The organism is Pontibacillus yanchengensis Y32 (assembly GCF_000770635.1).
Taxonomy (GTDB): Bacteria; Bacillota; Bacilli; order Bacillales; family BH030062; genus Pontibacillus; species Pontibacillus yanchengensis.
Genome location: NZ_AVBF01000001.1, coordinates 36,006 through 58,608, shown reverse-complemented (window position 1 = coordinate 58,608; position 22,603 = coordinate 36,006). Strand labels below are relative to the sequence as shown.

The following is a 22,603-nucleotide window of genomic DNA, read 5'->3' as shown; positions in this document are numbered from 1 at the left end:
GTAATTTGCATTTATTTAATGGTTTTAACTTCCTGTTATTACAATGATGTTTCCAATTCTACCAGTATAATCCTATATTGGGAATAGCGAACTGTGTCGAATGGTATAAAATTAATACCTTTTTTGTATATTACTGTAGATAAACCCTCTGTCTATTGATGAATTTCTTTCTATTTACTCCTCTTAATTCCATTTTCTGATATAATTATGTTTTGCAAGACTATTAATAAATGAGGAATCTTAAAATGAAAATGACACGCAAGAAAAAAATACTTAAAAGAAAACGTGTGTGGCTTATTTTTATTATCTTATTCTTTAGCGTGTGCGGCTGGTTGTTTTATATGTATTCCGAGGTAAGAAACACAGTCGACTCTGTTTATACGCCTTTAGAAGAAGATGGATTAATGGGACATCATGATGAAAAATCCTCTTTCCAACTACAAGATTTGAATCCTATACAAAGAAAGAGTGGCGAAGACATCGAAGAATCACTTACGTTTCTATTAGCTGGTGTGGACGAAAGAAACAATGATGTAGGACGTAGCGATGCGCTAATGTTGGTAACGGTGAATCGAAAGAAAGATAGTATGAAGATGGTCAGTATTCCTAGGGATACAAGAACCGAAATTGTTGGAGACGGCCGTGTAACGAAGATTAATCATTCGTATGCCTATGGTGGAATGCAGATGACTGTGAATACAGTAGAACAATTCCTGGATATACCGATTGACCATTATGTTCGCGTTAATATGGAAGGGTTCCAGGATACTATTGATTTACTAGATGGTGTTGTCGTTAAAAATGATTTTCCGTTTTCCTATAAAGGATACTTGTTTAAGGATGGAATGATTACCCTACAAAACGGGGATGAAGCCCTTGCGTTTACAAGGATGCGCAAGAAGGATCCGGATGGTGACTTTGGTCGTCAGGAACGTCAAAGAAGAGTCATTACCAGTATGATGGATGAACTTGCAAGTTTCACGTCCATTACAAAGGTAAAAGGGTTACTCGATATTGTATCCAATAACGTAGCAACGAACATGAAATTAGATAGAATGCTATCGATTCAACGTCATTTCGCCAGCACACGTAAGAATACTGAAAAACTTTCCCTGAATGGAACAGGCCAAACCATTGATGGCTTATGGTACTACATAGTGAGTGAGGAAGAACGAAATCGTGTATCCTCTATCCTTAAAAATCATTTACAATCACCATAAAAAAGGAACCCTACTGTATGAAGTAGGGTTCCTTTTTTACAAGTTATGCATTTGTTCCATAATAGTAATAATAATTACTCTTCTTGATTTGTTTTCCGTTCAGTACAACACCTAAGATTTTTGCATGAGCGTTTTCTAGCAGTTCCTTGGCTTTTTGGGCGGAGTCATTTTCCGTTTGTTTGCTTCGGACGACGAGGAGGGCACCATCGCACATGTTTGCTAGAATCTGAGAGTCCGTAACAGCTAGTACGGGTGGTGTGTCAAAGATAACAAGATCATATTCTTGCTGCGCCTCTTCTATTAACCCATTCATTGCTTTGGAACCTAACAGTTCAGCAGGATTTGGTGGGATTGGACCACATGGCATTACATGAAGATTCTCAATTCCACTAGCTGCAGCTGTTTCAAATAATGCATCACTTCCAACCAAATAATTACTCAATCCTTTGGAATTGTCTACTCGAAACGTGTAATGCATTGTTGGCTTCCTTAAGTCAGCATCAATCAATAAGACCTTCTTCCCTTGTTGGGCAAACACGGTGGCAATATTGGCCGCTGTCATCGATTTTCCTTCGCCTGGTCCCGGTGAAGTCACAATCATGGTCCGTAAATCGCGATCAACAGAGGCGAACTGTAGATTGGTTCTGATTGTTCGATATTGTTCTGAAATGGGGGATTTTGGGTTAAAGTTCGTAATGAGTGTACGAGCTTTCATTAATAAGTTCTTCTTACGTGCCAACAGATTCACCTCTTACTTGGGAGGAACGATTGGTCCTTGAACTACCTAAATCATCCTCTTTGATTTCAGATATCACACCTAGTACCGGTAGTCCTAACGTCTGCTCTACATCTGTTTCATTTTTAAGACTATTATCAAGGTACTCTAATAAAAAGGCGATCCCTACACCAATCATAGCACCCACAACAAACGCAATGGCTATATTCAGTACTGGCTTAGGACTAACTTGTGATGGATTAGACCCGACGTTTGCTTTTGACAAAACACTAACATTGTCTACATTCATGAGGTTGGGAATTTTTTCTTGGAAGGTTTCAACAGTAGTATTTGCTATTGTAGCTGCTTTGTCAGCATTTGAATCAGTAACTGTCACGGTAACAACCTGAGAGTTTTGTTCACTATTCACATTAAGCTTTTGCTTGAGTTGACCTGACGTGATATCTAAGCCCATCTGATCTACCACTTCATCTAAAATGGCCGGACTATTGATAATAACATTATATGTATTGATTAACTCCACATTTGTCCGGATGTCATTCACATTATAATTCGCATTTGCTTCTCTCTCATTCTGATTAACTAAAAACTGCGTACTAGCTTCATAGGTTGGGGTTAAAAAGAAAAAGCTGATGATTCCACTTGTCACCGTAGCAACAATAATAAAGGATAAAATAAGAATGATGCGTTTTTTCAATACTTCAAAAATCTCTTTGAGAGAGATTGTTTCTTCCATGAATGTACCTCCATTGTATGTATTTTCTAGCAGACTAGACACATTATAGCATAATCTGACAGAGTTATTTATTAACATTTTATAAATTATATGTATTAGTTCTAAATTCCTAACGAATGGAATTTAATTGCAATAAAATTTCGTAGCATGGAATTTTCTACAATAAATAGATTTCAATATTCATATATGGTATTATTAGGAAACGATTTACATCGAGGTGTTTACATGATTATTAACCATTCTATATCGGCATTACAAATTACGAATAATCTATCAAAATCAACTACAAATACATCGAAAACAATGCAGAAGTTAAGTAGTGGAAAGAGTATTAACACTGCTTCAGACAATGCTGCTGGATTAGGTATTTCTCAAAAGATGACGGCGCAAATAAGAGGCCTAGCCCAGGCAGAACGTAATATTCAAGATGGGATAAATCTTGTTCAAACTGCTGAAAGCGGACTAAATAAGATTAACGATCCTAATTTAATGCGGTTGAAAGAATTAGCTATCCAAGCAGCGAACGATACATTTACATCCCAGGATCGAAAAGCAATACAAAAAGAAGTCGAACAAATCAAAGGTAGCATAGATGATATTGCCAATCATACAGAATTTAATACAACGAAAGTCCTCCGCCCACCAGTAGACAAGGGAAACCCACCTCCTCAGGGGAAAGCAGATGTTCTATTTGTTATTGATAATTCTATAAGTATGGGGTCAATTCAAGGTAAGGTTGCAGACAATCTTACGAATTTAGTAAATCAAGTAAGTAGTGAAGGTGTATCAGATATCCGTTTTGGTGCAATGGACTATACAAGCGGGAGCACCATCCACTCATTTGCTTCAGGAAGTTCATGGACTGATGATCCAAAAGAAGTAGCCGATACGCTGAATAGTCTTTCGTCTAGCACAAGTGGGGTAAGTGAGAACTTAGCTACAGCAATGACTAAAGCCATGAATGAGTACTCGTACAGAGATAATGGCACGAACCAACAGGTGAAACATATGATTCTAGTGTCTGATGAAGATGCAGATGATATCAGTAATCAATCCGATATTGATCAAGTTTTATCAGAATTATCATCTAACGGGGTTCGTGTACATGGGGCATTTAGGCCAGTTTCAACAGGACCGGAAAGCACAGAGGAATTTGATCAATTTATCAATCAAACAGGTGGCAAGTCCGTTGATATTAATGATAGCAATTGGGGGAACCAACTCTCCTCTATCATTGGAAAATCCATTGGAGAGGAAGCCTCTACTACGGAGGAAAACGATATGCCTCCCCTCTCCCTTCAAGTTGGTCCCTCTTCAGGCGATCAATTTGATGTTTCGTTGTTCGATGCTAGAACAACGAACCTAGGCATTGATGGCATTCAAATGGACACGAAACAAGAAGCATTAAACTCCTTAAGTAAGATAGAAGGGGCAATGGATCAAGTTTTATCTGAGCAATCAAGATATGGATCTTACACAAATGCTCTGGATCATATCAGTAACAATGTGAGTAACTATAAAATCAATTTAACAGAAAGCAAGTCTAGAATTGCTGATACCGATATGGCTAATCAATCTATGAAGTTAGTAAAAGAGAAATTACTTACAAATGTATCTCAAAGCTTACTTGCTAAAGCCAATCAAAAAAGACAAGATGTGCTAGCTATTATGAAGTAATACACCTCTTTCTACTAAAAAGACGGACTCTCCTATTCCTTGAGTTCGTCTTTTTTGTTGTGGTGCGCCTTTCTTCTTCGTTAATGGATTTTAGTCGAGATACATAGTAAAAAAGCATGCAAGAGGATTTGACCCTCAGCATCTAAGATGTGGGTGGGATGAGGGGACAGGTCCCTCATCTCATATAGTGAAACATTCAGTGACATGTTTTCGTAGCAATCGTTAGGAGGTATTTCTTCACTAATGGGGTACTAGTTTAATAAAATTATGTAATAAAAAAACGCTCCGATTCAAATCATCTCAGAGCGTTTTTTATACTTAGGTTATTCCTATTTCGATAATGTTATGTTGTTAATTATAAAATTGGGTTGCATCATCGGTCATATCTAACGTAATGCTATCAACCTCTTTGTTAGACGTTATTCTAATGAACACTTCATCAGTGCTCTCCCCTTTAAGCAACGTTGCTTTTATCGAACTATGGTTCTTCCCATCAAATTCCTCATATGTATAACGTACTTTTCCTTTATTGTACCCCTTGCCATATACATATTCTTCTCCATTATCTAAACTAAGGTGATACAACTCTTCATCCTTATTTCTTCTTGCTTCGCTTAACCAATTATTTATCTCTTCAGTATAGTCTTCATCTAACGACAGATACTCATAATGTACAACAGCATCACTATTGGCCTTATCGTCGGTATTTTGTTGACATCCGACTAAGAAAAATAAGCCAACTAATACACTAAACATTAGTAAGTTGTGCGCCAAAACCTTTTTATTACTCTTCTTATTCAAATAACTTCTCTCCTAAACCTGCCTTGTTTTCCTACACTGTTTCGAAACCACTTAGTTCTAGCCCCATACATTATAAAGCATTTCGATAGATTAATAACCCAATAAGAAATGCATAAAGAACTATCACCCGATAATCCCTATACTTATAGAAGAATAGATGAGCGAGTAACATGTATAATACAAACAAAATAAAAGGGACAAACGTTTGTTGGAATAGAAACATTGCTAGGATAGCTATTATAGCACCAATCATATTCACGTTTTTCATATCCTCTATTTTTTCCATGAAGTCCCCCCATCTCTCTTCCAAATTGGGACGAGGGACCTGTCCCTTCGTCCCATTATTCGTTACTGTATTTTCTCACCATGATATAACTGTATAATAACAGCAACCCTCCACCTATTTCGAAGGTCCAGAATAGGACCATTCCAATGGTTTCGACTGCTAATTGTAGAAAACCTCCGATTATGATGATGAGCATACTCAAACACAGGTAAGACATGTACTTCTGAACTTTTGATTTACCCCCCATGCTTACATCTCCCCTCCAAATAGGCATAGTGGGATGAGGGACCTGTCCCTCCATCCCACTAAGTGGTTAGTTCATCAAACATTTTCTCGCCGCCAATAATCGTTGCTACTATGCCAATATCTTTAATCCTCATCGGATCCACCTTGGTTGGATCGCTATCTAGTATTGCAAAATCAGCGCGTTTTCCTTTCTCGATGGAACCAACGATATCTTCCTCAAAGTTAAGCTCTGCTCCATAGATTGTCATAGATTTGAGCGCTTCATTGACGCTTATCTTCTGCTCTTCTCCTAGTACTCTTTCACTACGGGTAACGCGATTCACTGCAGCCCAGATGGAGAACAGTGGGGATATGGCTGTGATTGGGTTATCGGAATGTAACGTATAGAGCATATCCCGCTCGACTGCTTCCGCTACAGGGTTCATTCTGCATGCTCGTGCTTCTCCGAGGAAAATATCTCGGTGGCGGTCACCCCAGTAATAGACGTGATTAATAAAGAAGGAAGCTGCAATATTGTAGTCGTTCATTTTATCTAAATCAGCCTGCGAACCTGTTTGTACGTGCTCGATACGATGGCGATGGTCTTCTCGCTTGTTTTGGTCGATGGCGTTCGTATACGCCTCGATAATCGAGCCAATCGCCCGGTCGCCATTCCCATGGGTGGCTACGCGAAAGCCTCGGTCATGTAGTTCTTGCACCATATCATTGAAAAGCTGTTGATCAAAAACAAGCTCTCCAGTCACATCAGGATGTTGCTCATAAGGTTCTAGCAAGGCGCCCGTTAATCCTTGAATGGACCCGTCCTGAAACAGCTTCGCACTATCCAATACAGCTCGTCCATTAGAATCAGCCATGATTTTTTCATTCATTTCTTCAGCCGTCATGCCATCAAAAGGACCGCCATCACGCACCAGATGATGCAGCATCATAAAGCGCATGCGAAGTGGATTCTTCCCTTCTGCCAATGCTTTCGTATGCGTTTCGTATTCCTTCATGCCAAGGTCCAGGCCAACACCGGCATCTGTATTGGTGGTAATGCCTTGCTTCAAGTAGTCCATCGCAGCCCGATTAATCTTCTCGGTTAATGTCTCAACAGAAAGCTCCGGCATACTGGAAAATAGGTAATCGAGCACAGGAAATTCATATAAGACACCATCTAGATTGCCGTTTTCATCACGACCAAAGTGTCCTCCAGATGGGTCTTCTATATCCTCCGGCACTTCTGCAACCTCAAGCGCCCTGGAGTTCACGACCGCTAAGTGACCGGAAATATGACGGATGAACACGGGATGTTGAGGAGCTACTCGGTCGAGCTCTTCCCGAGTAATATGACGGCTTTCTTGTAAAAGCGTATCATCATACCCCCATCCCATAATCCATTCTGCTTCCCCTACCTCTTCAGCCTGGGCACGGACGCGCATGAGAATGTCTTGAATCGTATGGTTCGGTGGTGTCGCGCAGTTCACGTGCTCACGTGTTTGCGAGTACATGAACAGGTGATTATGCGTATCGATAAACCCAGGTATCATTGTATTCCCTTTTAAATCAATAACTTCCACATCATGTGATACCTCGTCCTGCGCTGGGACACTCGCTTCCCAAATCCCAACAATCTTTCCATAACGAACAGCTACAGAACCTGCGCGGGTGGATTCCTCATCCAGCGTTAACACGGTTCCATTTACATAAAGTTGATCTGCTTGTATCATAACGTTCCTCCTGATTTATGCATGATAGGTTGGTGACTCCTGATACGTCGTTTTACTACGGTCAAAATCCTCAAAGTACACCGCCTTCACTTTTTCCGTTTCCGAATGCTCTGTCATCAGGCTAATGCCTACTAAGGTAACAAGAGAAATCAAGAACCCGACAATCGTTTGGTTCCAGCCTGTCCCAAGCAACGGCCAAATCGTCGTGATAATTCCAGATGATAGCATACTAATGAACACAGCGCGCTTGGTTACCTTTCTCCAGAACATGACGGCCAAGAAAGGTAATACCAATGTTACAGCCGACAATCGGAGCGCCCATTGGTAGATAGTAATGATGTCCGTAATCATAAGATAAAATCAATCCTAGTACTGAAATAATGACCACACTCACACGAGACGGGTTAGAGAAGCACACTAGTCGCTGGGCGCTGGAGCTGGACATTGAAAAAATAATAGATCCCCATCCCGAACAGGAACCCGAAATAAATAAAGAAATAAATCGCATATGTATGTACCCATTGATCCAATACCTCTCCTGTTTTACTGTTTTAATTTTCTAACAAATTTTATGCTACTACACTATTCACTTTCTTAAAAATAACAAAACATGTAGGATGTGGAAGTTTGTGAGGAAATGAAGTCACCTGGGTGTTTACTCGTTGATATGTTTGGGAGATTTTATGATAGAATACAAAAAAGTAGCTAGCTATCTATTTGAAGGATAACTAGCAACTTTCTACTATAATATATAGACATGCGGTTACTTCTTCTTTCTCCTAAATCCACCTATAGCCAAGAAAATAACAACAAACAAGGCAATCCACGATCCTATCCCCATGTGCTCACCTCCGAGAGTTTTTACGTAGTATTATTAATTACGATTCAATCGTGAAAGTGTTTCATTAATATATCAGGGAATATCTGTCCTGGTAGGAGTATGTTTTTACATTATCAATTAAGCTGACTTTCACTTATTATCTCGTTTATACGTAACGAATATTGTGTTACAGTCGTCAAATACAATAGGCATTAAATGAATCTCTGAGTTGATATGGACTATTTGATATGAAGATCCTACTCAGCGACTCACTTTAAGTACATGTCCATTAGATTGAATATTCTGAATTATGTCAATGAATTTAGGAGTGCTCTATGAACCTTAATCAACTATTAAATGGTAATGAAATACCTTCAACCAAAAAGATCACATATAAAGAATTGGTAGAACTTATTCAAAAGCGATTAACTCAATTGAATGAACACTATGTATGGAATCAATTTTCTTATATTGAGGAATTAAGAAGAATACATATCGGTACACTTCCCTATCTCGTTTTTTTGGGTAAAAAATTGAATATTGAAATTGAATTGTGGAATGTAAAAACATCATTAAATGGAACAATCTTTGATGTTGATCTTAGTCAACAAATTCAAAAACTATATGAAGATGTAAACAATATTGTAACGTCAACTTATGAATATCGACAAAACATATATAAAAACATTGTAAATGATTATTTTAATATTGGATTATGCTTGGGAACGACTCCCACTCAACTACATAAGTATTATAAGGAAGAAAAAAAGAGTGTAATAGAAAATTTCAGACATGACATTCAAAAGTATTACATCCACAGGAGATATTTTAAAACGTAAATCCCCACAACTAACATAGCAAAAAAACCCTCCTATGAATTCATTTGAATTTGGTATTAAATTCAAGTTTTATATACCGATATTACCATAGAGTAATAATTCACCTATAAGGAGGGTTTGGATGAAAAGAACGTTATTTTTATTAACTATTTTATTTTTTATTAGTCTTCTGTTACCAAACATAAGTGAAGCAGAGGTTGGTAAGCAGAAGAAGTGGACGATTCAATTCAACACCACACTGGATGAAGAGACAATAAATGAGGAATCCATTCGTGTTACGAATTTGGATGGAGAAGAAATGAATGTTAACACAACGATTGTAGATGGTAATTCTGTAGTAGTTGAAGCGCCACCTTCAGGCTATACACCAGGTGAATCTTATCTATTACATATCTCAAGTGATATCAAATCTACTGATGGATATAAGTTAAAAAATGCAGTTGTAATGGACTTCACTGTTCAAACAAGTACTATCCCAAGTAAAGAAGTCATATCTTCACAAACTACATCACACAACATACAAAATCTTATCAATCCATATAATCCAATAGTTGATATATCTAAACTTGGAATAGATACTGGAAATATTGATTTGATGGGGATTAGCAAAAATGATTCCAACTTGAATAAGCGAATCTATACCGATGATGAAAACCTTCTGGTTGATACAAACGAAGAATTAAACCCTCTCCAATTAAACACTAGTTATATGTTGAAAATTTATATGGAAGACGGCCATCGTCACTACGTACATTTTAATACATCAGGGTTACCGACTTTGCCAACGGAAAGCGATGATAGTGAAGTTGTAATGATTCCCGCCATGCCAGATCAAGGATTTAATTATCCATACTTTTTGAGAATGCCTCCAGATTACAATAAAGACAAGCATATAGATTCATCGCGTTATTTAATGGTTTTACCAAACAACACTGGCTCATCAAACGACTATGAAAAAACATTAGAAGATACAAGAAGACAGGTTCAACGTCATCCCTTATCTCAAGATCTTGGAAACACTTTATGGTCACCAGTACTGATGCCGGCTTTTCCAAGACCGCGGTTAAACTATGAAGATGGATATTTTTATACTCATGCGCTGGACCGATACACTGTTACGCTGTCAGAACAAAAATATCAAGAAGTCATGAAAGATGATCGATTCCTATCCCAGATGAAGCAAGAAGGATATACACGTGATGATATTCATGACATGGTAGATGTTGAGGGACAGCTTGAGGCAATGATTGATCATGCAACTCAGTATTTAAACGAATATGATCAAAATATTGTAGAAGAGAAAGTATTCTTAACAGGTTATTCAGCTGGTGGAAACTTCACCAATAGATGGGCTGCATTATATCCTGAACGTGTAAAAGCTGTCGCGTCAGGTGGTGTGAACAGTACGGCAATAATCCCTTCTAAGCAAGCTAAAGGAGAGGACCTCATTTACCCAATTGGCATTAGTGATTATAAAGACATCACTGGGCACTCTTTCAATATGGAAGCTTATAATCAAGTAGCAAATTTCATCTACCAAGGAGAAACAGACGAGAATGATACGTATGGGTATAGCGATACATTTGGTCCTGAAGAAGAAAGACTTATACAAGAAGTTTTAGGGGAAGAGATGTATCCAACAAGATGGAATAACAACAAAAACCTTTATTTCGAGTCAGGAGCCAAGGGGGCTTTTGGGTTATATAAAGGAGTCGGTCATGAAATTAGTGATAATATCATTGAAGACTTAGTGGAGTTTTATAAAGCTAATCGTGATTCAAAAAATCCAGTCTATCCATCTTCTTCATCTAATTTAGAGGTAGATACAGGAGAAGAATAACATTTTATAACATAAAAAAATCGAAGCAAGAAAAATATCTTTCTTGCTTCGATTTTTATTTTTTCATTAATAAGTAAAATCTACGAATCTTTTACTTCCACTTGGATGATTTCTCCATTTAAAATATCCTCTTCTGAGTATTTAAATGGTATTTGAAGAATACGATAGTCATCCTTTTCTTCATTATAAGTGAATGGGAATAAATTATCTTCTCCATCTTTTGTAATAGATAGATAAAGGTTTTCCAACCCTGACTCTACTTCTAGAGAAGATGCTGGTACTTTTAGTGCATTCGCTACTCCAGCTACGTTACGAATAACAGGTTCTTTTTCTTTTACAATCATAGCCATGATTTTCTCCTCCTTAGTGCTTACGCTACTTTTATTATGCAGGATTCATGCCTATTCGACAATACCATATTTAACCTTTCACAACGACTTTGGAATTTTTCAATTGATCTACGTCTGCTTGAGTAATCTCAATGTTGCGGAAACTTCCTCTTTCTCTATTGAACGTTAGGTCAATCTTTTTGTCGTTCGCTTTAAGATATACAGAACTCTTAGCTGTAGCACCTTTAATATCTTTTAGCTTTATTTCTACACCATTTACACCCGTAAGAATATTTACGGCATTTCCGTTCACTTCACTAAAGGTGAACGTTCTTGTTTCACCGGAAGGTTCGTTACTACTATTGTTAGCACTACCATCATCAGAGGAGTTATCCCCTGTCGCAGAGCCACCTCCATCTGAGTTAGAACCTTCCTCGCTGTTGCTATTATTTGCACTTCCCTCTTCAGAGCTTCCATCATTAGAGTTAGAACTAGAGTCCCCTTGGTCGGAATCTGAGTCAGATTCTCCTCCACCTGAACTGGAATCTTCTCCATCTTTCGAGTCTTTATTACCGCTGTTACCTTCTCCAGCATCATTGGAACTTTCATTAGACTTTTTATCTGAGGAACCTTCTTGATCTGTCGATTGTTCATTATCTTTCATATCATCTGCATTCTCGAGATCTGTTGATCCATCAGAGCTGCACCCTGCTACTACGAGAAAGGTTGTAAAAAACAATGGCATGATGTACTTCTTTAGCATGACAACTCCTCCTAAATATATTCCTTATATCCATATTCTAGAAAATAGTATACCATTATGCAACAAATATCCCATGGGGCTGAAGATGGATTTTTTGGTTAAGCAAAATATGGAATACCTACCAAAAATCGTAACCTTTCTATCTATTTGTTAAACATTTCATTTATATCTGTCGTTTTAAGCGAAAGGAAGTTACTAGTTTATAGATATTTTTTTATCTGAACTTTTATATTATATAGTTTATTTGTATTGAAGTCTATTTCCAACACTTGCGAAAATTGATCAAACGTTTGATTAACGAACAAAATCGCTGACGCGACTAAATCACGTCCCCAAGTGTTGATCATTCACTTGGGGCGTCTTTCGCTCTTGTGATAGTGCCGTTGCACACCGGACAATGTAATTCCACTTCTTCCCCAGGTTTTAAGTCCACACTAAATTCATCGATAACGTACTCCGGTACCTTATCGATTTCACCACATTCTTTGCACTTAAAATCAATGAAGACTTCTTCCTTGTCTAAACCCAACAGTTCTTCTAACCATTCTTCTGATTCTTCTTGTGCTTTGGCTTTATCCTGCTTTTTTTCTTTGGACAAGACCGTGCTCCCTCCACTTCTTGGCAAATTTTGTTTCCTCCATATAATGATAAACGAGCCCGTAATCCTGGTGCCACACCTCTACTAAGTCCATCTTCCTCTCGCAAAATGGACATTTCAAAGGGTCTTTATGAAAGGATTCCATCAGTCTTTGGCGATACGTTTTTTTCGATTTTTTCTTTTGAAGGACGAATTCGATTTGTTTCGTTCTCATATATGCGTATAAGCTCAGAACTTGTTTCGCTCTCCTATAGGACCTTCTACTATAAAGACCATATCGTCCTACCATTCGAAAGTGCTTAGGTGGGATGTGTTGAAGAATTTCAAACAAAAATTTATATACACCGATTTTCTTATCTACTCTTTTGCCTGTTCGATGGTCTTCATACCAGTAGTGAACAAATTCCCCATCATACTTTTCAATCCTATATTCCGCTATGGCAGGGCGAGCTAAGTAACGACCAATATACCTCGCTACACCTTTGGCATTCTTAATCTTTTGCTCAGCGTTCACATAAAACCCTTTCGGATAGCCTTTATAAAGGTTATCAATCAAGCTTTGGACAGCCTTATGATTTGGAAACCACTTTTTCAAGCAGTCTAACACTACTTTCTGCCATGATTTTCTTAAGTAATCATAAGGAATATATCCACCACTAGATACCCATTTTTCATCTTTATCCAATGCACCTTCCGTCACGATGGCATGAATATGGGGATTGAAATTTAAATCTCGGCCAAATGTATGAATAACTGTAATGACACCCGATTGAAGACCTCGTTTCTTACTTCTATAGTAATTGTGATATTGAAACACATTAGCTACTTGTTTACTTAGTTCATTTAATTTTTTTCGATCTTTATAGAACAACCTTCGTAACTCTTGGGGGATCGTAAAAACCATGTGTCGATGAGGAACATTAAAAATCATCTCTTCTTGCTTCTCAGCCCATTCATCGGAATATTTCTTCCCACAAGCATGGCAAAATCTACTTTTACATAAGAAATGTACAAAAACAGATTTTGTTTCACCTTCGCATCCCAGACATTCATAACGAGCATATCCCATGTCTCTCGTTCGACATTTAATGGTCTTCTCTACCGTTTCTTTAATATCATCGCGTAGGGACTCGGGGAATTTGGTTGAATGGAAGTCCCAAAAACCAGCAAAATGATCTTTTAGTATTTTCTTGATTACACCTGAGCCGTGATACCCCATTGTACAAACTCCTTAATCAAATTACCTTTATGATATCATTAAACTTATCCACAACTACAGACCGTTTATAGTTTCCTAGACAAGAACAAAAGCGCAAGCGCCCGGGTAGTGACGTATATGCTGGACTGAGCCGTAGGAGATAAAGGCAACACGATGAACGAAGTGATTCGATGTTAACTTATCGGTACGGAGGCGAGGGAAGCATACTAGTCGCTGGGCGCTGGAGCTGGACGTGGCCACTTCACTTTTTAGTTATACACAAGCGTTGAATTTTATAATTTCCTAGAATAAAAAAGCATGCCCCTTTTATAAGAGGCATGCTACTTTATTATAATTGAACATCAAACACATTACGCTCGACAATTCTAGCTTCTTTCTTAGAAATAAGATTTCCACCGCTAGAAAAGAAACAACCTTGCGTGATGATTTCATCCATTGCTGCATTCACAGCAACTGGGTCAACTGGTTCGATTGGTTGGTCCATGGAAATCGTCACCGTTCTATTCTCTTCATTTAGAAATTTCAGTTCAAGTTTCTTGGCCATGGTATTACCTCCTTTCTATTTTAGTTAGAGCCAATTAAGACTCGAATAATTCACTCGCATCGTTACGTTCTACACCGTATAACGTACGTTGCTGAAGGCTAGTTAATGCAGTGGCTACAGCGTAAAGCTGATCTGGCGTTGAATCGGTTTTAATGTTGTTGAAGTTTTTGTTCTTTAGTACTGGTTTTCCGTCATCATCCATGCCATCTTCGAAAATGAGTTGAAGTTGGGAGTTAATTAGGTTGGAAACTGCCATCGTGATCACCTCCTTTCATAGGTATAATCGCAACAACTATTAAAAGAGGTGTCCGAATATATAAAAAATCCAAAAGATATGTTCTCATACCTTTTGGACTCTTATTAAATTGCTATTCTAAGGGTTATAGACAATCAATGAGGTCATTCAATGCCTCCTTAATAGTAATGGAATGGGATTGTTCCGATTGATAATATCTTTCATAATTTCTTTCCATTCATGCTGCTCTTCCATCGCGTCATTCAACATCCTTTTCAGAAAAAGTGTATAAGTTGGCAACTGTAGCATCTTTTCTTGTATGGTTGTATCTAATTTGGTAATATATTAAAATTTTTCTATGTTAGTGAAGCTTTTTTTCTACTATCCCACAATATTTATGGATGTATTGTGTATTTTTAGGGTTTTCGGATTTTTTTGTTTGAGTTATTGTTCTACTAAATACATCTTTGTGTAAAACCGATGACATAAGGGACAGATTAAGAAGTAAGGAGGGGGAGAAATGAAACGATTAACGTTCATAGGAGCGATTGTATTCATGGGTGGGATATTCTTATTTGGAATGATACATCTTGCGACGGCCAACTATATCCCTAGTATGAGTGGATGGAGTGGTCCTCCCGGAAAATTCCAACAAGTACGGAATGAAATTGGGGCTAACACCCCTTATATCTTAAGTATATTCTTTGTGATTATAGGTCTTCTGCTATTATTCCACAAAGAGGTGAAAGCAATTTTTTCTTTTTTAAAAGAAGACAACGAAGCCTAATGTTCATGTTGCATTGAAGAAGTAATGAAGATACATAAGAACAAAAGCTCGGGGTGCCCGGGTAGCGACGTATATGCTGCTTCCCACACGACGTGGGTTGGTTCGATGTTGCTGCACGATGTAGCGATCTTAATCGAACTCCCCCTTGAGCCGTAGGAGATAAAGGCAACACGATGAACTAAGTGATTCGATGTTAACTTATCGTACGTAGGCGAGGGAAGCATACTAGTCGCTGGGCGCTGGAGCTGGAGCTGGACGTGGCCGAATCACTTTTTGAGTTATAACACAAGATTTGAATTTTATAATTTCCTATATAACGAAAAAACGCTCAGTTCAGAGGACTGAGCATTTTTTAGATGAGAGTTGTATATGTCACAAATCATAAGTTTCATACAATAGTGATTTTCTTGAAGGCTAATGACGATCGTACTTTCCATACTCCAGAACCCTTCACCCCAATATGCTATTTCTTCCATGGTTCTTCGTGTGCACCAGTTTCATATATTCCGTAATCTTCTCATCCAGTTCTGCACTTTTCTCCACAATAGAAGGGTCAGCGAGCTCTTTTCTTTGATAATAATTGTATAATTGTTTTCGTAAGCTCTCAATTTCTAAAAACAACCTGTTCGCATCTTGCTTGGACATAGCCGTTCATCCCCTTCTACATATGTCTTCAGAGAATCTTAATGAAATACAAGTTCCCCATCCTCGTTTAGCTTCGCTTTCACATTCGAACGTGCAATGGTGAAGGTATGGATACGTTTTCCAATTTGAATGACTGTATCCTCATGGGCATAGCTTATCTCGATGGTGCCATGACTAGGGACACGCAAATAGGTCTTGATACCGCTCTGGGAACCGACTTCATATACTTTGATTTCTTCCTTGGCATATATTTCACCTGCGCGTACGAAGCCATTAACGTACACGTATTGACCGAACATATTGGTGTTATAGCACCCATCGCCCAAGACCTCGATGAGGCCGTCACATTGAATTGTACTATTAATCGCATATGGGAAGGTAACAGAACCTTTAGGCTCTGTATCTGTTTCCTTGAACTCGGTAAGGGTCAGAAGTTCGTCATATAAAGATTGATAGTCTTCGATAGGAGCATGCCGTGGAAGCTGCAGGACAAAAAGTTTGTTCATTTTCTTCACGAGCTCTACCCATTCCTTATCGATAGTATGTTCATGTTTTACGATGTTTCGGTATAATTCCTTCATAAGCGTCGGGAAGGAAGGGTACTTTTGATTGATAATAGCATTGATTAGACTTCGGGCATTTTCATTGGTGATTTGTTCTCTTATTTTTGGTTTACTCTGGAGTTGCTTTACTGCTGACATGATACCGGTGAACTTTTGCGTTACGCTGTCGAGGTTTTCGCCTACTTCTTCCAGCATAAAACTAGCTTCGCCAGACATGATTTTACTTTTCAACACGTTCTTGGTTACGGTGACGGCATCGCCAGAAACAATAGTAGCACCACTTATAAATCCGTTTACGTTTATATTTCCTTTTGCTTCTACTTCCATTGCTTCTTCCACTGAACCATGGATATCAATGTCCCCACCAAATCGGACATTTCCTGTAGAAATATTGATATCATTGGTTAAAATGAGTTTTTCAAGTAGTGTGATATCCACATAATGTTTATGATGACGAATTTTTGGACGGCCATCTTGTAGGGAAATAATTTTCTTATCGTTCACTAAATGCAAGCCTTGTCCGAGTTTAACGGATACTGGTTTACCCTGTCTCGGATTTGCAGTTTCGCCAAAGACGGTTCTACCTGCTTTACCAGGTACAGGCTCTCTAATGGTGCCGATTACTTCCCCTGATGAAACAGAAGGAATTTTACGAATTTCACGGTAATCCAAGCTTCCATCTTCCAACACTTTAGGAGTAACCTGTTCCGAGAAGTTCTTGGAGAACTCAATATAACCATCCTGACCATGTGTAACTGGTTCGCATTCAGCAATCACAAACGTTCTTTCTTCCGTGGCTTGGATAGCTTCAAGTATAACTTCTATGTTAATCCCATCTATTACTCCCTTTTTTTCAAGAGCTTTCAAGATGTCTTCTTGCTTCACATCGTTTTCGACGGTTTGATGAGCGTTGCTTTCTAGAGCAACCTTTGAGGAAGGGCGATGCTCCTTTAATACATAAGCCGTTCGAGATCCTGGAGTAACATGCAGGTTTACTTTGGACTGGTCCTCACTTACGTCGATGGACCATTGAGTCGGCGTTACGTCAGATGACATTTCCACACGTAAGTGACTTGTTGATGTTATGATAGTCGGCTGCTCCACATGTACTTCGTCTACATATACGTGCATGTTGTTCCCTGGGATTAAGGTTGGATAGGCATTATTTGCGGTACCTACTTGAACTTCTCCATCTTCAATCCATGCTTTTCCATCCACATGTCCCTTTGAGGAAGTAAGGGCGGTTATCATTTCTTCTGTTATTTCTACATCCCTAATAGCTTGGGCTATACCTTCATAAGAGTGGTCCTCTTTGTTTGGATCTTGCTGCTTCCGATTCACTCTGATGATGGCTGGTTTGGAAGATTTACGAAAGAATCGCTTCCTCCCTTGCTCAACAATTTCAATATCCACTTCTTCTTTCTTTACGCCAAGCAACTTCAGGGCTGATTGTAATGCATCTTGCACGTCTTTTCCTTTAGATAGAATTGATTGAGTCGCCATCCTTATCCCTCCTTTTTATCATTTCCAGGAACTATGTCTATTGGTGTCATTTTATGGTATATAGTTCTTTTAGTCTAGTTAAAAAGTAGGTATTGAGTGAGTGGAAAAGGGAATTACAGACAGTTATTCTTTCTTTTTGTGTACCTAACCCGACCTTTCAGACACTTCCCAACCTAATTATTCCCTTATACTTTCATGTTTCGTTGGTAGTGATACCCAAAATGTACTACCTTCATTGACCTTGGTTTTCACTCCACACGTGCCGCCCATTTTCTCAATCAATTGTTTTACAATGCTTAATCCAATTCCGCTTCCAGATGCCTCTGTTGAAGGAACTCGATAAAAGGAATCAAAGATTTGGGATACATACTCTTCTTGAATGCCTATCCCTTCATCTTTTATATAGATAGTCGCATATTCATCTTCTTGATCAATGGAAATGGTAACCTTACCTTCTTCCTTATTGTATTTAATGGCATTGGTTAAAAGATTGACCAATACCTGCCTTACCAGAAGGGCGTCCCCGACCACTTCACTTCCTTCATAATGGTTATGTATAAATTGGATGGTAATCATGTGTTTCTCACTTAACGGTTGTACAATTTCAATAGCTCTTTTTGTAACACGGTACAAATTGATTGATTCTTTATTATAATCCAATTGCTCCATTTCCGTTTTGGATAAATTCAATAAATCATTAATTAAATGAAGCAGATGTCCTCCTGCTCTATGAATCTTCTCAACTCTTTTGATGTCTATAGAAGGTTGGGATTCATCTTGTAACTCCAAAATAAGTTCACTATAGCCAATGATACTGTTCAAAGGGGTGCGTAGTTCATGACTCATCCTTGTTATAAATTCCGATTTCGCCTGGCTTGCCTTGTTCTCCTCTTCAATGGCTATTTGAAGGTGTTCATTTGCCTCTTTTAGCTTGATGGAACGCTCCCTCTCCTCTGTAATATCCGAAAACGTGAGAAGCACTCCCTTTTTTTCACCATAGAGATAGTATGGGGATGCATTAAACATCAGCCATTTTGGTGATGGGGAACCAGATTGGTTGACTAGACCGAGCACCTGATTCTCATACGTTACATCTTCTTGGAATGCTCTGATGCCAGGGAGTTGACTCTTAGTCACTTCTCTCCCCTGTTCATCTATAAACTGGAGTTGTTTTTGTTCGATGAAAGGGTTTAAGGAATATAATTTTTCATTCGATACTCCTAATAGCTCACCAGCACGTTGATTGATTAGTGTCACATTTCCGTCCACATCATGAACCAGTAACCCTTCTGAGATCGTAGAAAGAATGGTACTTTTCATATACATCTTTTGATATGCTGTTTCTTTAGATCGCTGTAATTCCGTCACATCTTGTAGGACTACCATTATCCGCTTGCTTTTCTTGGTCTCGAGACTAGGTATATGTGTCACGGAAACCGTCACAATTTCGTCATTACGATTATATATCGACTGATAGTAGGTGACTTCTTCTTCATTAAAAGAGGCTTGTATTTTTCGCTCTATTTCTTCAGCTTGTACAAACAACGAATAAAATGACGGAGCATCATCTAGAGATAATCCTGTCTCATGTAAAAAGAGATGATTAGCATCTTCAATCACCCCATCAATGGTAATGGTACATATCATATTTGGACTATTGTAATACAAAGACTCCGTGTGATTTACCTTTTCAATCGTGTTCTGAAGAGAATAATATTTATATACATATAGCCCAAATAAACTAAGCCCAATTACACCTACACTAACACTAATAATTTCCATTCAAACTCCTCATTCCTCTTCCTTACATTATTTGTTTAATACTTTCTTTCACTTTATCTACTTTCTGTTTGGAAATGGGGGCAGGCGTTTGATAGTTAGCAAAATAGGCGAGATAGGCATTCCCTGATAGCTGTATATGCGTTATGTTTTTCACATTAATAATAGAAGAACGATGCGACATAATAAATTGATTGGTTAACTGCTTGGCAAATTGTTCGAGCGTACTGATCGTTTCGTATATTTTATAGCTCGTATGAATATATAGCTTTCTAGCAACCTTCTCGACAAACAAAATGTCTTGTAAATCAATAAAATAGATTTCTCTACCGAAACGCACTTCCACTTTTTTATTCACATTCGCTGTCTGTGCCCCTGATCCTTGTGGGAGAAACATCTTTGCTTTTTCTAGAGCAGCAAATACCCGTTTCTTCTGGACAGGCTTTACAATATAATCGATTGCATTTAATTCAAATGCTTCTGCAGCATAGCCATCATAGGCTGTAACAAATATGAAGGCTAGCCGAGGATACACCTCTAAGCATTCACGAATGGCTTGCACTCCATTAAGACACGGCATGCTTATATCCACAAGTAACAAGTCTGGCTTATGTTTATTAACGGTTTCTAGTAATTTTGCTCCATCATCGATTTCTTTGGTTACTTCAAAATCTGTATGTAAATCAACAAATGCGCTTAAAATTTCTCTAATTTCTTCATGGTCTTCTGCGATTAGTACGTTATAGGTTGCCATTTGTTCACCTCTTACTATGTAAAATGGAATACACTATAAAAATAGTCATATATGTATCTTATATTTAAGTATAATTTTAACAGATTAAATCGCTAAACATGTGTTATACAGACGTTTCATTCCATGTGAAAAGGTTGAAAAGTCTAGTTCAGGTACATGAATATTCCTATATAAGATTTGAATGTTGGATTCAAAAGCCTGTCATAGCACCAATAGTTGAAGTTTCTATAGCTACCCTTATTTTCCTTTATTCTATACACAAAAGGGATGTGGTGAATTAACCACATCCCTTTTGCTTGACTTGACTTTCCCTATGCGTTTAACTCCACATACTCCAACAGACCTTCATGCTGCTTTAACTTCTCCCTCGCCTTCCGACCCCAATTCTTCACAGCATCCACCGTAACGTTCTCTTTTCTAGCAATCTCCTTAACCGATAAGTCCTGTATCACATAACCTTCCAGCCACTTGCATTGATTCTCTGTAAGTACCGTTTTTAGTTCTTCTACCAAGTAACAATCCCATGGATCTGCATCCAATTCGACTTCCACCTCATCATGACTCATGGCAATAATCTCATCGATATGCTCTTGCTTACGTTTCTTGTTTCGTAACAGACTAATCAACCGGTTCCTCACAATAAAATATACATATGAAGATAGTTTGCCTTTGCCTTCCTGGTAGGTACGGCTCACTTCCCATAATGCCAGAAGGCCTTCTTGATAGAATTCTCCTTCAGGATCCATGATACCTAGTCTATGAATGATGTGATGAACCATTGGTTTAAAGTCTTCAATCAATTGCTCACAATCTACTGTTGGTGTCTCCACGATTTCCTCTTTACTAAAAGCGCGCCTTCTAGTTATTCCGCGGTAGTTTTAGAATAGATAAAAGAGGGTGGAACTTCATATCGGTGAACCTATCGTTTAATTGGTTGCCTTCTATCACATACATACCTCAAAAACCCCAATACCTACCACCAAACGACACGTATGGACAGAAATTCAATTTCACCCATCCATTAAACACCTATTTTGTAAATTTATTGTATATATTATTAATTTTTGGTAAATTATAGGATTTTTGATAGGTATATTTATATAATACTTATAGAAAAGTATCCAACTATTTACTTATATACTTTTCTATAGCTTCAGTTTTCTGTCCTTACTACATAAAAGTTTATAAATTGTTAGTTGTCGAGACAGAGTTGTAAGATGAATTGAACCGGGAAAGGAGAGTCATTCAACAAGAGTGAACAGATGAGAAAGGTTGATACATTATTTAAAGTCTTATAATACGAGATGGATACGAGAAGGAGCTTACAAACTTATGAAAAAAGAAGTGAATAAGAGAAATAAACGGAGAACATTAGGCTTAATTGGACTCAACACAGCAGGTGTTTTACCTATTGCACATGAAATATACCAATCTGTTATTATTGATTTACATAAAGGGGAGATTTATAGAAAAGAAAAACCTCGTGAGTTAATAGAAGGGGCATGTCTGGAAGGTGGATCTGATTATAGTGGTAGGAAACGATACGCATTGTTAACATTCGGATATAAAAACAAAGCACCAATCGGTATTAAACCTTATAACAGAATATACACATTCCCAACCATGTCACCAGAACTTTTTGAGTGCATGTGGATCTTCCCGGCACACATCAAAGATATGTATGCTATCAGTGACAAAGAGACCCTTATCCTATTTAGAAATGATGTAGAACTCATTGTTCCAGTATCTTATGAAATACTTAAAGAACAAAAACAACGTACGTATCATTGTTCTGCTCATTTTGATCATTGGAGTAGGGATGAATAGCGATATAATTTCAAACGAGGACTACATTTGGATGTAGTCCTCTTTTTTGAGGATGCTAAGAGTGGGAGGATGGCGCTGATGCATGCTCTTAAATCGTGGATAACCTTCCCGTCCGGCCACATATTGCGTACCAGCACGTATCTCCCT

The 22,603-nt window shown here is 38.1% G+C and carries 24 protein-coding genes; 6 read left to right on the top strand and 18 right to left on the bottom strand.

The features are described from left to right. Window positions 1–245: 245 nt before the first annotated feature. Window positions 246–1,220, top strand: coding sequence for an LCP family glycopolymer transferase (locus N782_RS00260; protein ID WP_036815038.1), 975 nt, complete (start codon window positions 246–248; stop codon window positions 1,218–1,220). 43 nt (window positions 1,221–1,263) lie between these two features. Here the strand turns inward: N782_RS00260 and N782_RS00255 are convergent, their stop codons facing one another. Continuing rightward, on the bottom strand, window positions 1,264–1,959 hold the full coding sequence (locus N782_RS00255) for a CpsD/CapB family tyrosine-protein kinase (protein WP_036815036.1): 696 nt from the start codon (window positions 1,957–1,959) through the stop codon (window positions 1,264–1,266). Next, window positions 1,949–2,692: a YveK family protein gene (locus N782_RS00250; RefSeq protein WP_036815034.1), complete on the bottom strand. Its 744-nt coding sequence runs from the start codon at window positions 2,690–2,692 to the stop codon at window positions 1,949–1,951. The genes N782_RS00255 and N782_RS00250 overlap by 11 nt, the downstream gene beginning before the upstream one ends. Window positions 2,693–2,878: 186 nt before the next feature. On the opposite strand from N782_RS00250, the gene N782_RS00245 reads away from it, so the two are divergent. Continuing rightward, the gene (locus N782_RS00245; RefSeq protein WP_237582211.1) at window positions 2,879–4,369 is read left to right on the top strand and encodes a flagellin N-terminal helical domain-containing protein; all 1,491 of its coding nucleotides are present in this window, start codon (window positions 2,879–2,881) and stop codon (window positions 4,367–4,369) included. Between the two features lie 351 nt (window positions 4,370–4,720). On the opposite strand, the gene N782_RS00240 is transcribed toward N782_RS00245, so the two are convergent. The 5 genes from N782_RS00240 to N782_RS00220 all read right to left on the bottom strand — a co-directional run bounded on the left by N782_RS00240 (window position 4,721) and on the right by N782_RS00220 (window position 7,762). Next, entirely contained in the window at window positions 4,721–5,170 is a 450-nt protein-coding gene (locus tag N782_RS00240) for a hypothetical protein (protein ID WP_036815029.1), read from the bottom strand. A 70-nt stretch (window positions 5,171–5,240) separates the two neighbouring features. Further along, window positions 5,241–5,456 (bottom strand): hypothetical protein, encoded by a 216-nt coding sequence (locus tag N782_RS00235; RefSeq protein ID WP_036815026.1) that lies wholly within the window; start codon window positions 5,454–5,456, stop codon window positions 5,241–5,243. Between the two features lie 55 nt (window positions 5,457–5,511). Beyond that, complete coding sequence (locus tag N782_RS00230) at window positions 5,512–5,703, bottom strand: hypothetical protein (protein ID WP_036815024.1); 192 nt, start codon at window positions 5,701–5,703, stop codon at window positions 5,512–5,514. A 58-nt stretch (window positions 5,704–5,761) separates the two neighbouring features. Continuing rightward, on the bottom strand, window positions 5,762–7,411 hold the full coding sequence (locus N782_RS00225; RefSeq protein ID WP_036815022.1) for an amidohydrolase: 1,650 nt from the start codon (window positions 7,409–7,411) through the stop codon (window positions 5,762–5,764). A 15-nt stretch (window positions 7,412–7,426) separates the two neighbouring features. After that, on the bottom strand, window positions 7,427–7,762 hold the full coding sequence (locus tag N782_RS00220; protein WP_036815019.1) for a hypothetical protein: 336 nt from the start codon (window positions 7,760–7,762) through the stop codon (window positions 7,427–7,429). Window positions 7,763–8,566: 804 nt separating this feature from the next. Here N782_RS00220 and N782_RS00215 point away from each other — a divergent pair. Together N782_RS00215 and N782_RS00210 are read left to right on the top strand one after the other, a co-directional pair. Next, the gene (locus tag N782_RS00215; protein WP_036815016.1) at window positions 8,567–9,070 is read left to right on the top strand and encodes a hypothetical protein; all 504 of its coding nucleotides are present in this window, start codon (window positions 8,567–8,569) and stop codon (window positions 9,068–9,070) included. A gap of 121 nt (window positions 9,071–9,191) precedes the next feature. Then, window positions 9,192–10,910: an Ig-like domain-containing domain gene (locus N782_RS00210; RefSeq protein ID WP_036815013.1), complete on the top strand. Its 1,719-nt coding sequence runs from the start codon at window positions 9,192–9,194 to the stop codon at window positions 10,908–10,910. An 80-nt stretch (window positions 10,911–10,990) separates the two neighbouring features. On the opposite strand, the gene N782_RS00205 is transcribed toward N782_RS00210, so the two are convergent. The 6 genes from N782_RS00205 to N782_RS00180 all read right to left on the bottom strand — a co-directional run bounded on the left by N782_RS00205 (window position 10,991) and on the right by N782_RS00180 (window position 14,619). Further along, complete coding sequence (locus N782_RS00205) at window positions 10,991–11,260, bottom strand: hypothetical protein (protein ID WP_036815010.1); 270 nt, start codon at window positions 11,258–11,260, stop codon at window positions 10,991–10,993. A gap of 70 nt (window positions 11,261–11,330) precedes the next feature. After that, a complete protein-coding gene (locus tag N782_RS00200; protein WP_036815008.1) occupies window positions 11,331–12,002 on the bottom strand; it encodes a hypothetical protein in 672 nt (223 codons plus the stop codon). A 343-nt stretch (window positions 12,003–12,345) separates the two neighbouring features. Further along, window positions 12,346–12,600 carry a hypothetical protein gene (locus tag N782_RS00195; protein ID WP_052111067.1) on the bottom strand — a complete coding sequence of 85 codons (255 nt, stop codon included), beginning with the start codon at window positions 12,598–12,600 and terminating at the stop codon, window positions 12,346–12,348. Continuing rightward, entirely contained in the window at window positions 12,575–13,819 is a 1,245-nt protein-coding gene (locus tag N782_RS00190; RefSeq protein WP_052111066.1) for an IS91 family transposase, read from the bottom strand. The genes N782_RS00195 and N782_RS00190 overlap by 26 nt, the downstream gene beginning before the upstream one ends. Before the next feature lie 328 nt (window positions 13,820–14,147). Continuing rightward, complete coding sequence (locus tag N782_RS00185; RefSeq protein ID WP_036815006.1) at window positions 14,148–14,363, bottom strand: DUF2922 domain-containing protein; 216 nt, start codon at window positions 14,361–14,363, stop codon at window positions 14,148–14,150. Between the two features lie 34 nt (window positions 14,364–14,397). Beyond that, window positions 14,398–14,619 carry a DUF1659 domain-containing protein gene (locus N782_RS00180; RefSeq protein WP_036815004.1) on the bottom strand — a complete coding sequence of 74 codons (222 nt, stop codon included), beginning with the start codon at window positions 14,617–14,619 and terminating at the stop codon, window positions 14,398–14,400. Between the two features lie 499 nt (window positions 14,620–15,118). On the opposite strand from N782_RS00180, the gene N782_RS00175 reads away from it, so the two are divergent. Next, entirely contained in the window at window positions 15,119–15,385 is a 267-nt protein-coding gene (locus N782_RS00175; RefSeq protein ID WP_036815002.1) for a hypothetical protein, read from the top strand. A 450-nt stretch (window positions 15,386–15,835) separates the two neighbouring features. Here N782_RS00175 and N782_RS00170 read toward each other — a convergent pair whose 3' ends face one another. From N782_RS00170 to N782_RS00150, 5 genes are all read right to left on the bottom strand, one after another. Continuing rightward, the gene (locus N782_RS00170) at window positions 15,836–16,030 is read right to left on the bottom strand and encodes an aspartyl-phosphate phosphatase Spo0E family protein (RefSeq protein ID WP_036815000.1); all 195 of its coding nucleotides are present in this window, start codon (window positions 16,028–16,030) and stop codon (window positions 15,836–15,838) included. 38 nt (window positions 16,031–16,068) lie between these two features. Next, window positions 16,069–18,096, bottom strand: coding sequence for a flagellar assembly protein A (locus N782_RS00165; RefSeq protein ID WP_036814999.1), 2,028 nt, complete (start codon window positions 18,094–18,096; stop codon window positions 16,069–16,071). A gap of 177 nt (window positions 18,097–18,273) precedes the next feature. After that, a complete protein-coding gene (locus tag N782_RS20525; protein ID WP_052111065.1) occupies window positions 18,274–19,878 on the bottom strand; it encodes a sensor histidine kinase in 1,605 nt (534 codons plus the stop codon). A 22-nt stretch (window positions 19,879–19,900) separates the two neighbouring features. After that, a complete protein-coding gene (locus tag N782_RS00155; protein ID WP_036814998.1) occupies window positions 19,901–20,629 on the bottom strand; it encodes a LytR/AlgR family response regulator transcription factor in 729 nt (242 codons plus the stop codon). A gap of 311 nt (window positions 20,630–20,940) precedes the next feature. Continuing rightward, window positions 20,941–21,459, bottom strand: a complete 519-nt coding sequence (locus tag N782_RS00150) for an RNA polymerase sigma factor (RefSeq protein ID WP_036814997.1) — start codon at window positions 21,457–21,459, stop codon at window positions 20,941–20,943. A gap of 502 nt (window positions 21,460–21,961) precedes the next feature. Here N782_RS00150 and N782_RS00145 point away from each other — a divergent pair. Then, window positions 21,962–22,456 carry a competence protein ComK gene (locus N782_RS00145; protein ID WP_052111064.1) on the top strand — a complete coding sequence of 165 codons (495 nt, stop codon included), beginning with the start codon at window positions 21,962–21,964 and terminating at the stop codon, window positions 22,454–22,456. Window positions 22,457–22,603: the final 147 nt, after the last annotated feature.

Bases quoted from the DNA above. Each gene is read 5' to 3' on its own strand.
- N782_RS00260 (WP_036815038.1), top strand. From the start codon at position 246: ATGAAAATGACACGCAAGAAAAAAATACTTAAAAGAAAACGTGTGTGG.
- N782_RS00250 (WP_036815034.1), bottom strand. From the start codon at position 2,692: ATGGAAGAAACAATCTCTCTCAAAGAGATTTTTGAAGTATTGAAAAAA.
- N782_RS00245 (WP_237582211.1), top strand. From the start codon at position 2,879: ATGGTATTATTAGGAAACGATTTACATCGAGGTGTTTACATGATTATT.
- N782_RS00235 (WP_036815026.1), bottom strand. From the start codon at position 5,456: ATGGAAAAAATAGAGGATATGAAAAACGTGAATATGATTGGTGCTATA.
- N782_RS00230 (WP_036815024.1), bottom strand. From the start codon at position 5,703: ATGGGGGGTAAATCAAAAGTTCAGAAGTACATGTCTTACCTGTGTTTG.
- N782_RS00225 (WP_036815022.1), bottom strand. From the start codon at position 7,411: ATGATACAAGCAGATCAACTTTATGTAAATGGAACCGTGTTAACGCTG.
- N782_RS00220 (WP_036815019.1), bottom strand. From the start codon at position 7,762: ATGATTACGGACATCATTACTATCTACCAATGGGCGCTCCGATTGTCG.
- N782_RS00215 (WP_036815016.1), top strand. From the start codon at position 8,567: ATGAACCTTAATCAACTATTAAATGGTAATGAAATACCTTCAACCAAA.
- N782_RS00210 (WP_036815013.1), top strand. From the start codon at position 9,192: ATGAAAAGAACGTTATTTTTATTAACTATTTTATTTTTTATTAGTCTT.
- N782_RS00205 (WP_036815010.1), bottom strand. From the start codon at position 11,260: ATGGCTATGATTGTAAAAGAAAAAGAACCTGTTATTCGTAACGTAGCT.
- N782_RS00200 (WP_036815008.1), bottom strand. From the start codon at position 12,002: ATGCTAAAGAAGTACATCATGCCATTGTTTTTTACAACCTTTCTCGTA.
- N782_RS00190 (WP_052111066.1), bottom strand. From the start codon at position 13,819: ATGGGGTATCACGGCTCAGGTGTAATCAAGAAAATACTAAAAGATCAT.
- N782_RS00185 (WP_036815006.1), bottom strand. From the start codon at position 14,363: ATGGCCAAGAAACTTGAACTGAAATTTCTAAATGAAGAGAATAGAACG.
- N782_RS00180 (WP_036815004.1), bottom strand. From the start codon at position 14,619: ATGGCAGTTTCCAACCTAATTAACTCCCAACTTCAACTCATTTTCGAA.
- N782_RS00175 (WP_036815002.1), top strand. From the start codon at position 15,119: ATGAAACGATTAACGTTCATAGGAGCGATTGTATTCATGGGTGGGATA.
- N782_RS00170 (WP_036815000.1), bottom strand. From the start codon at position 16,030: ATGTCCAAGCAAGATGCGAACAGGTTGTTTTTAGAAATTGAGAGCTTA.
- N782_RS00165 (WP_036814999.1), bottom strand. From the start codon at position 18,096: ATGGCGACTCAATCAATTCTATCTAAAGGAAAAGACGTGCAAGATGCA.
- N782_RS20525 (WP_052111065.1), bottom strand. From the start codon at position 19,878: ATGGAAATTATTAGTGTTAGTGTAGGTGTAATTGGGCTTAGTTTATTT.
- N782_RS00155 (WP_036814998.1), bottom strand. From the start codon at position 20,629: ATGGCAACCTATAACGTACTAATCGCAGAAGACCATGAAGAAATTAGA.
- N782_RS00145 (WP_052111064.1), top strand. From the start codon at position 21,962: ATGAAAAAAGAAGTGAATAAGAGAAATAAACGGAGAACATTAGGCTTA.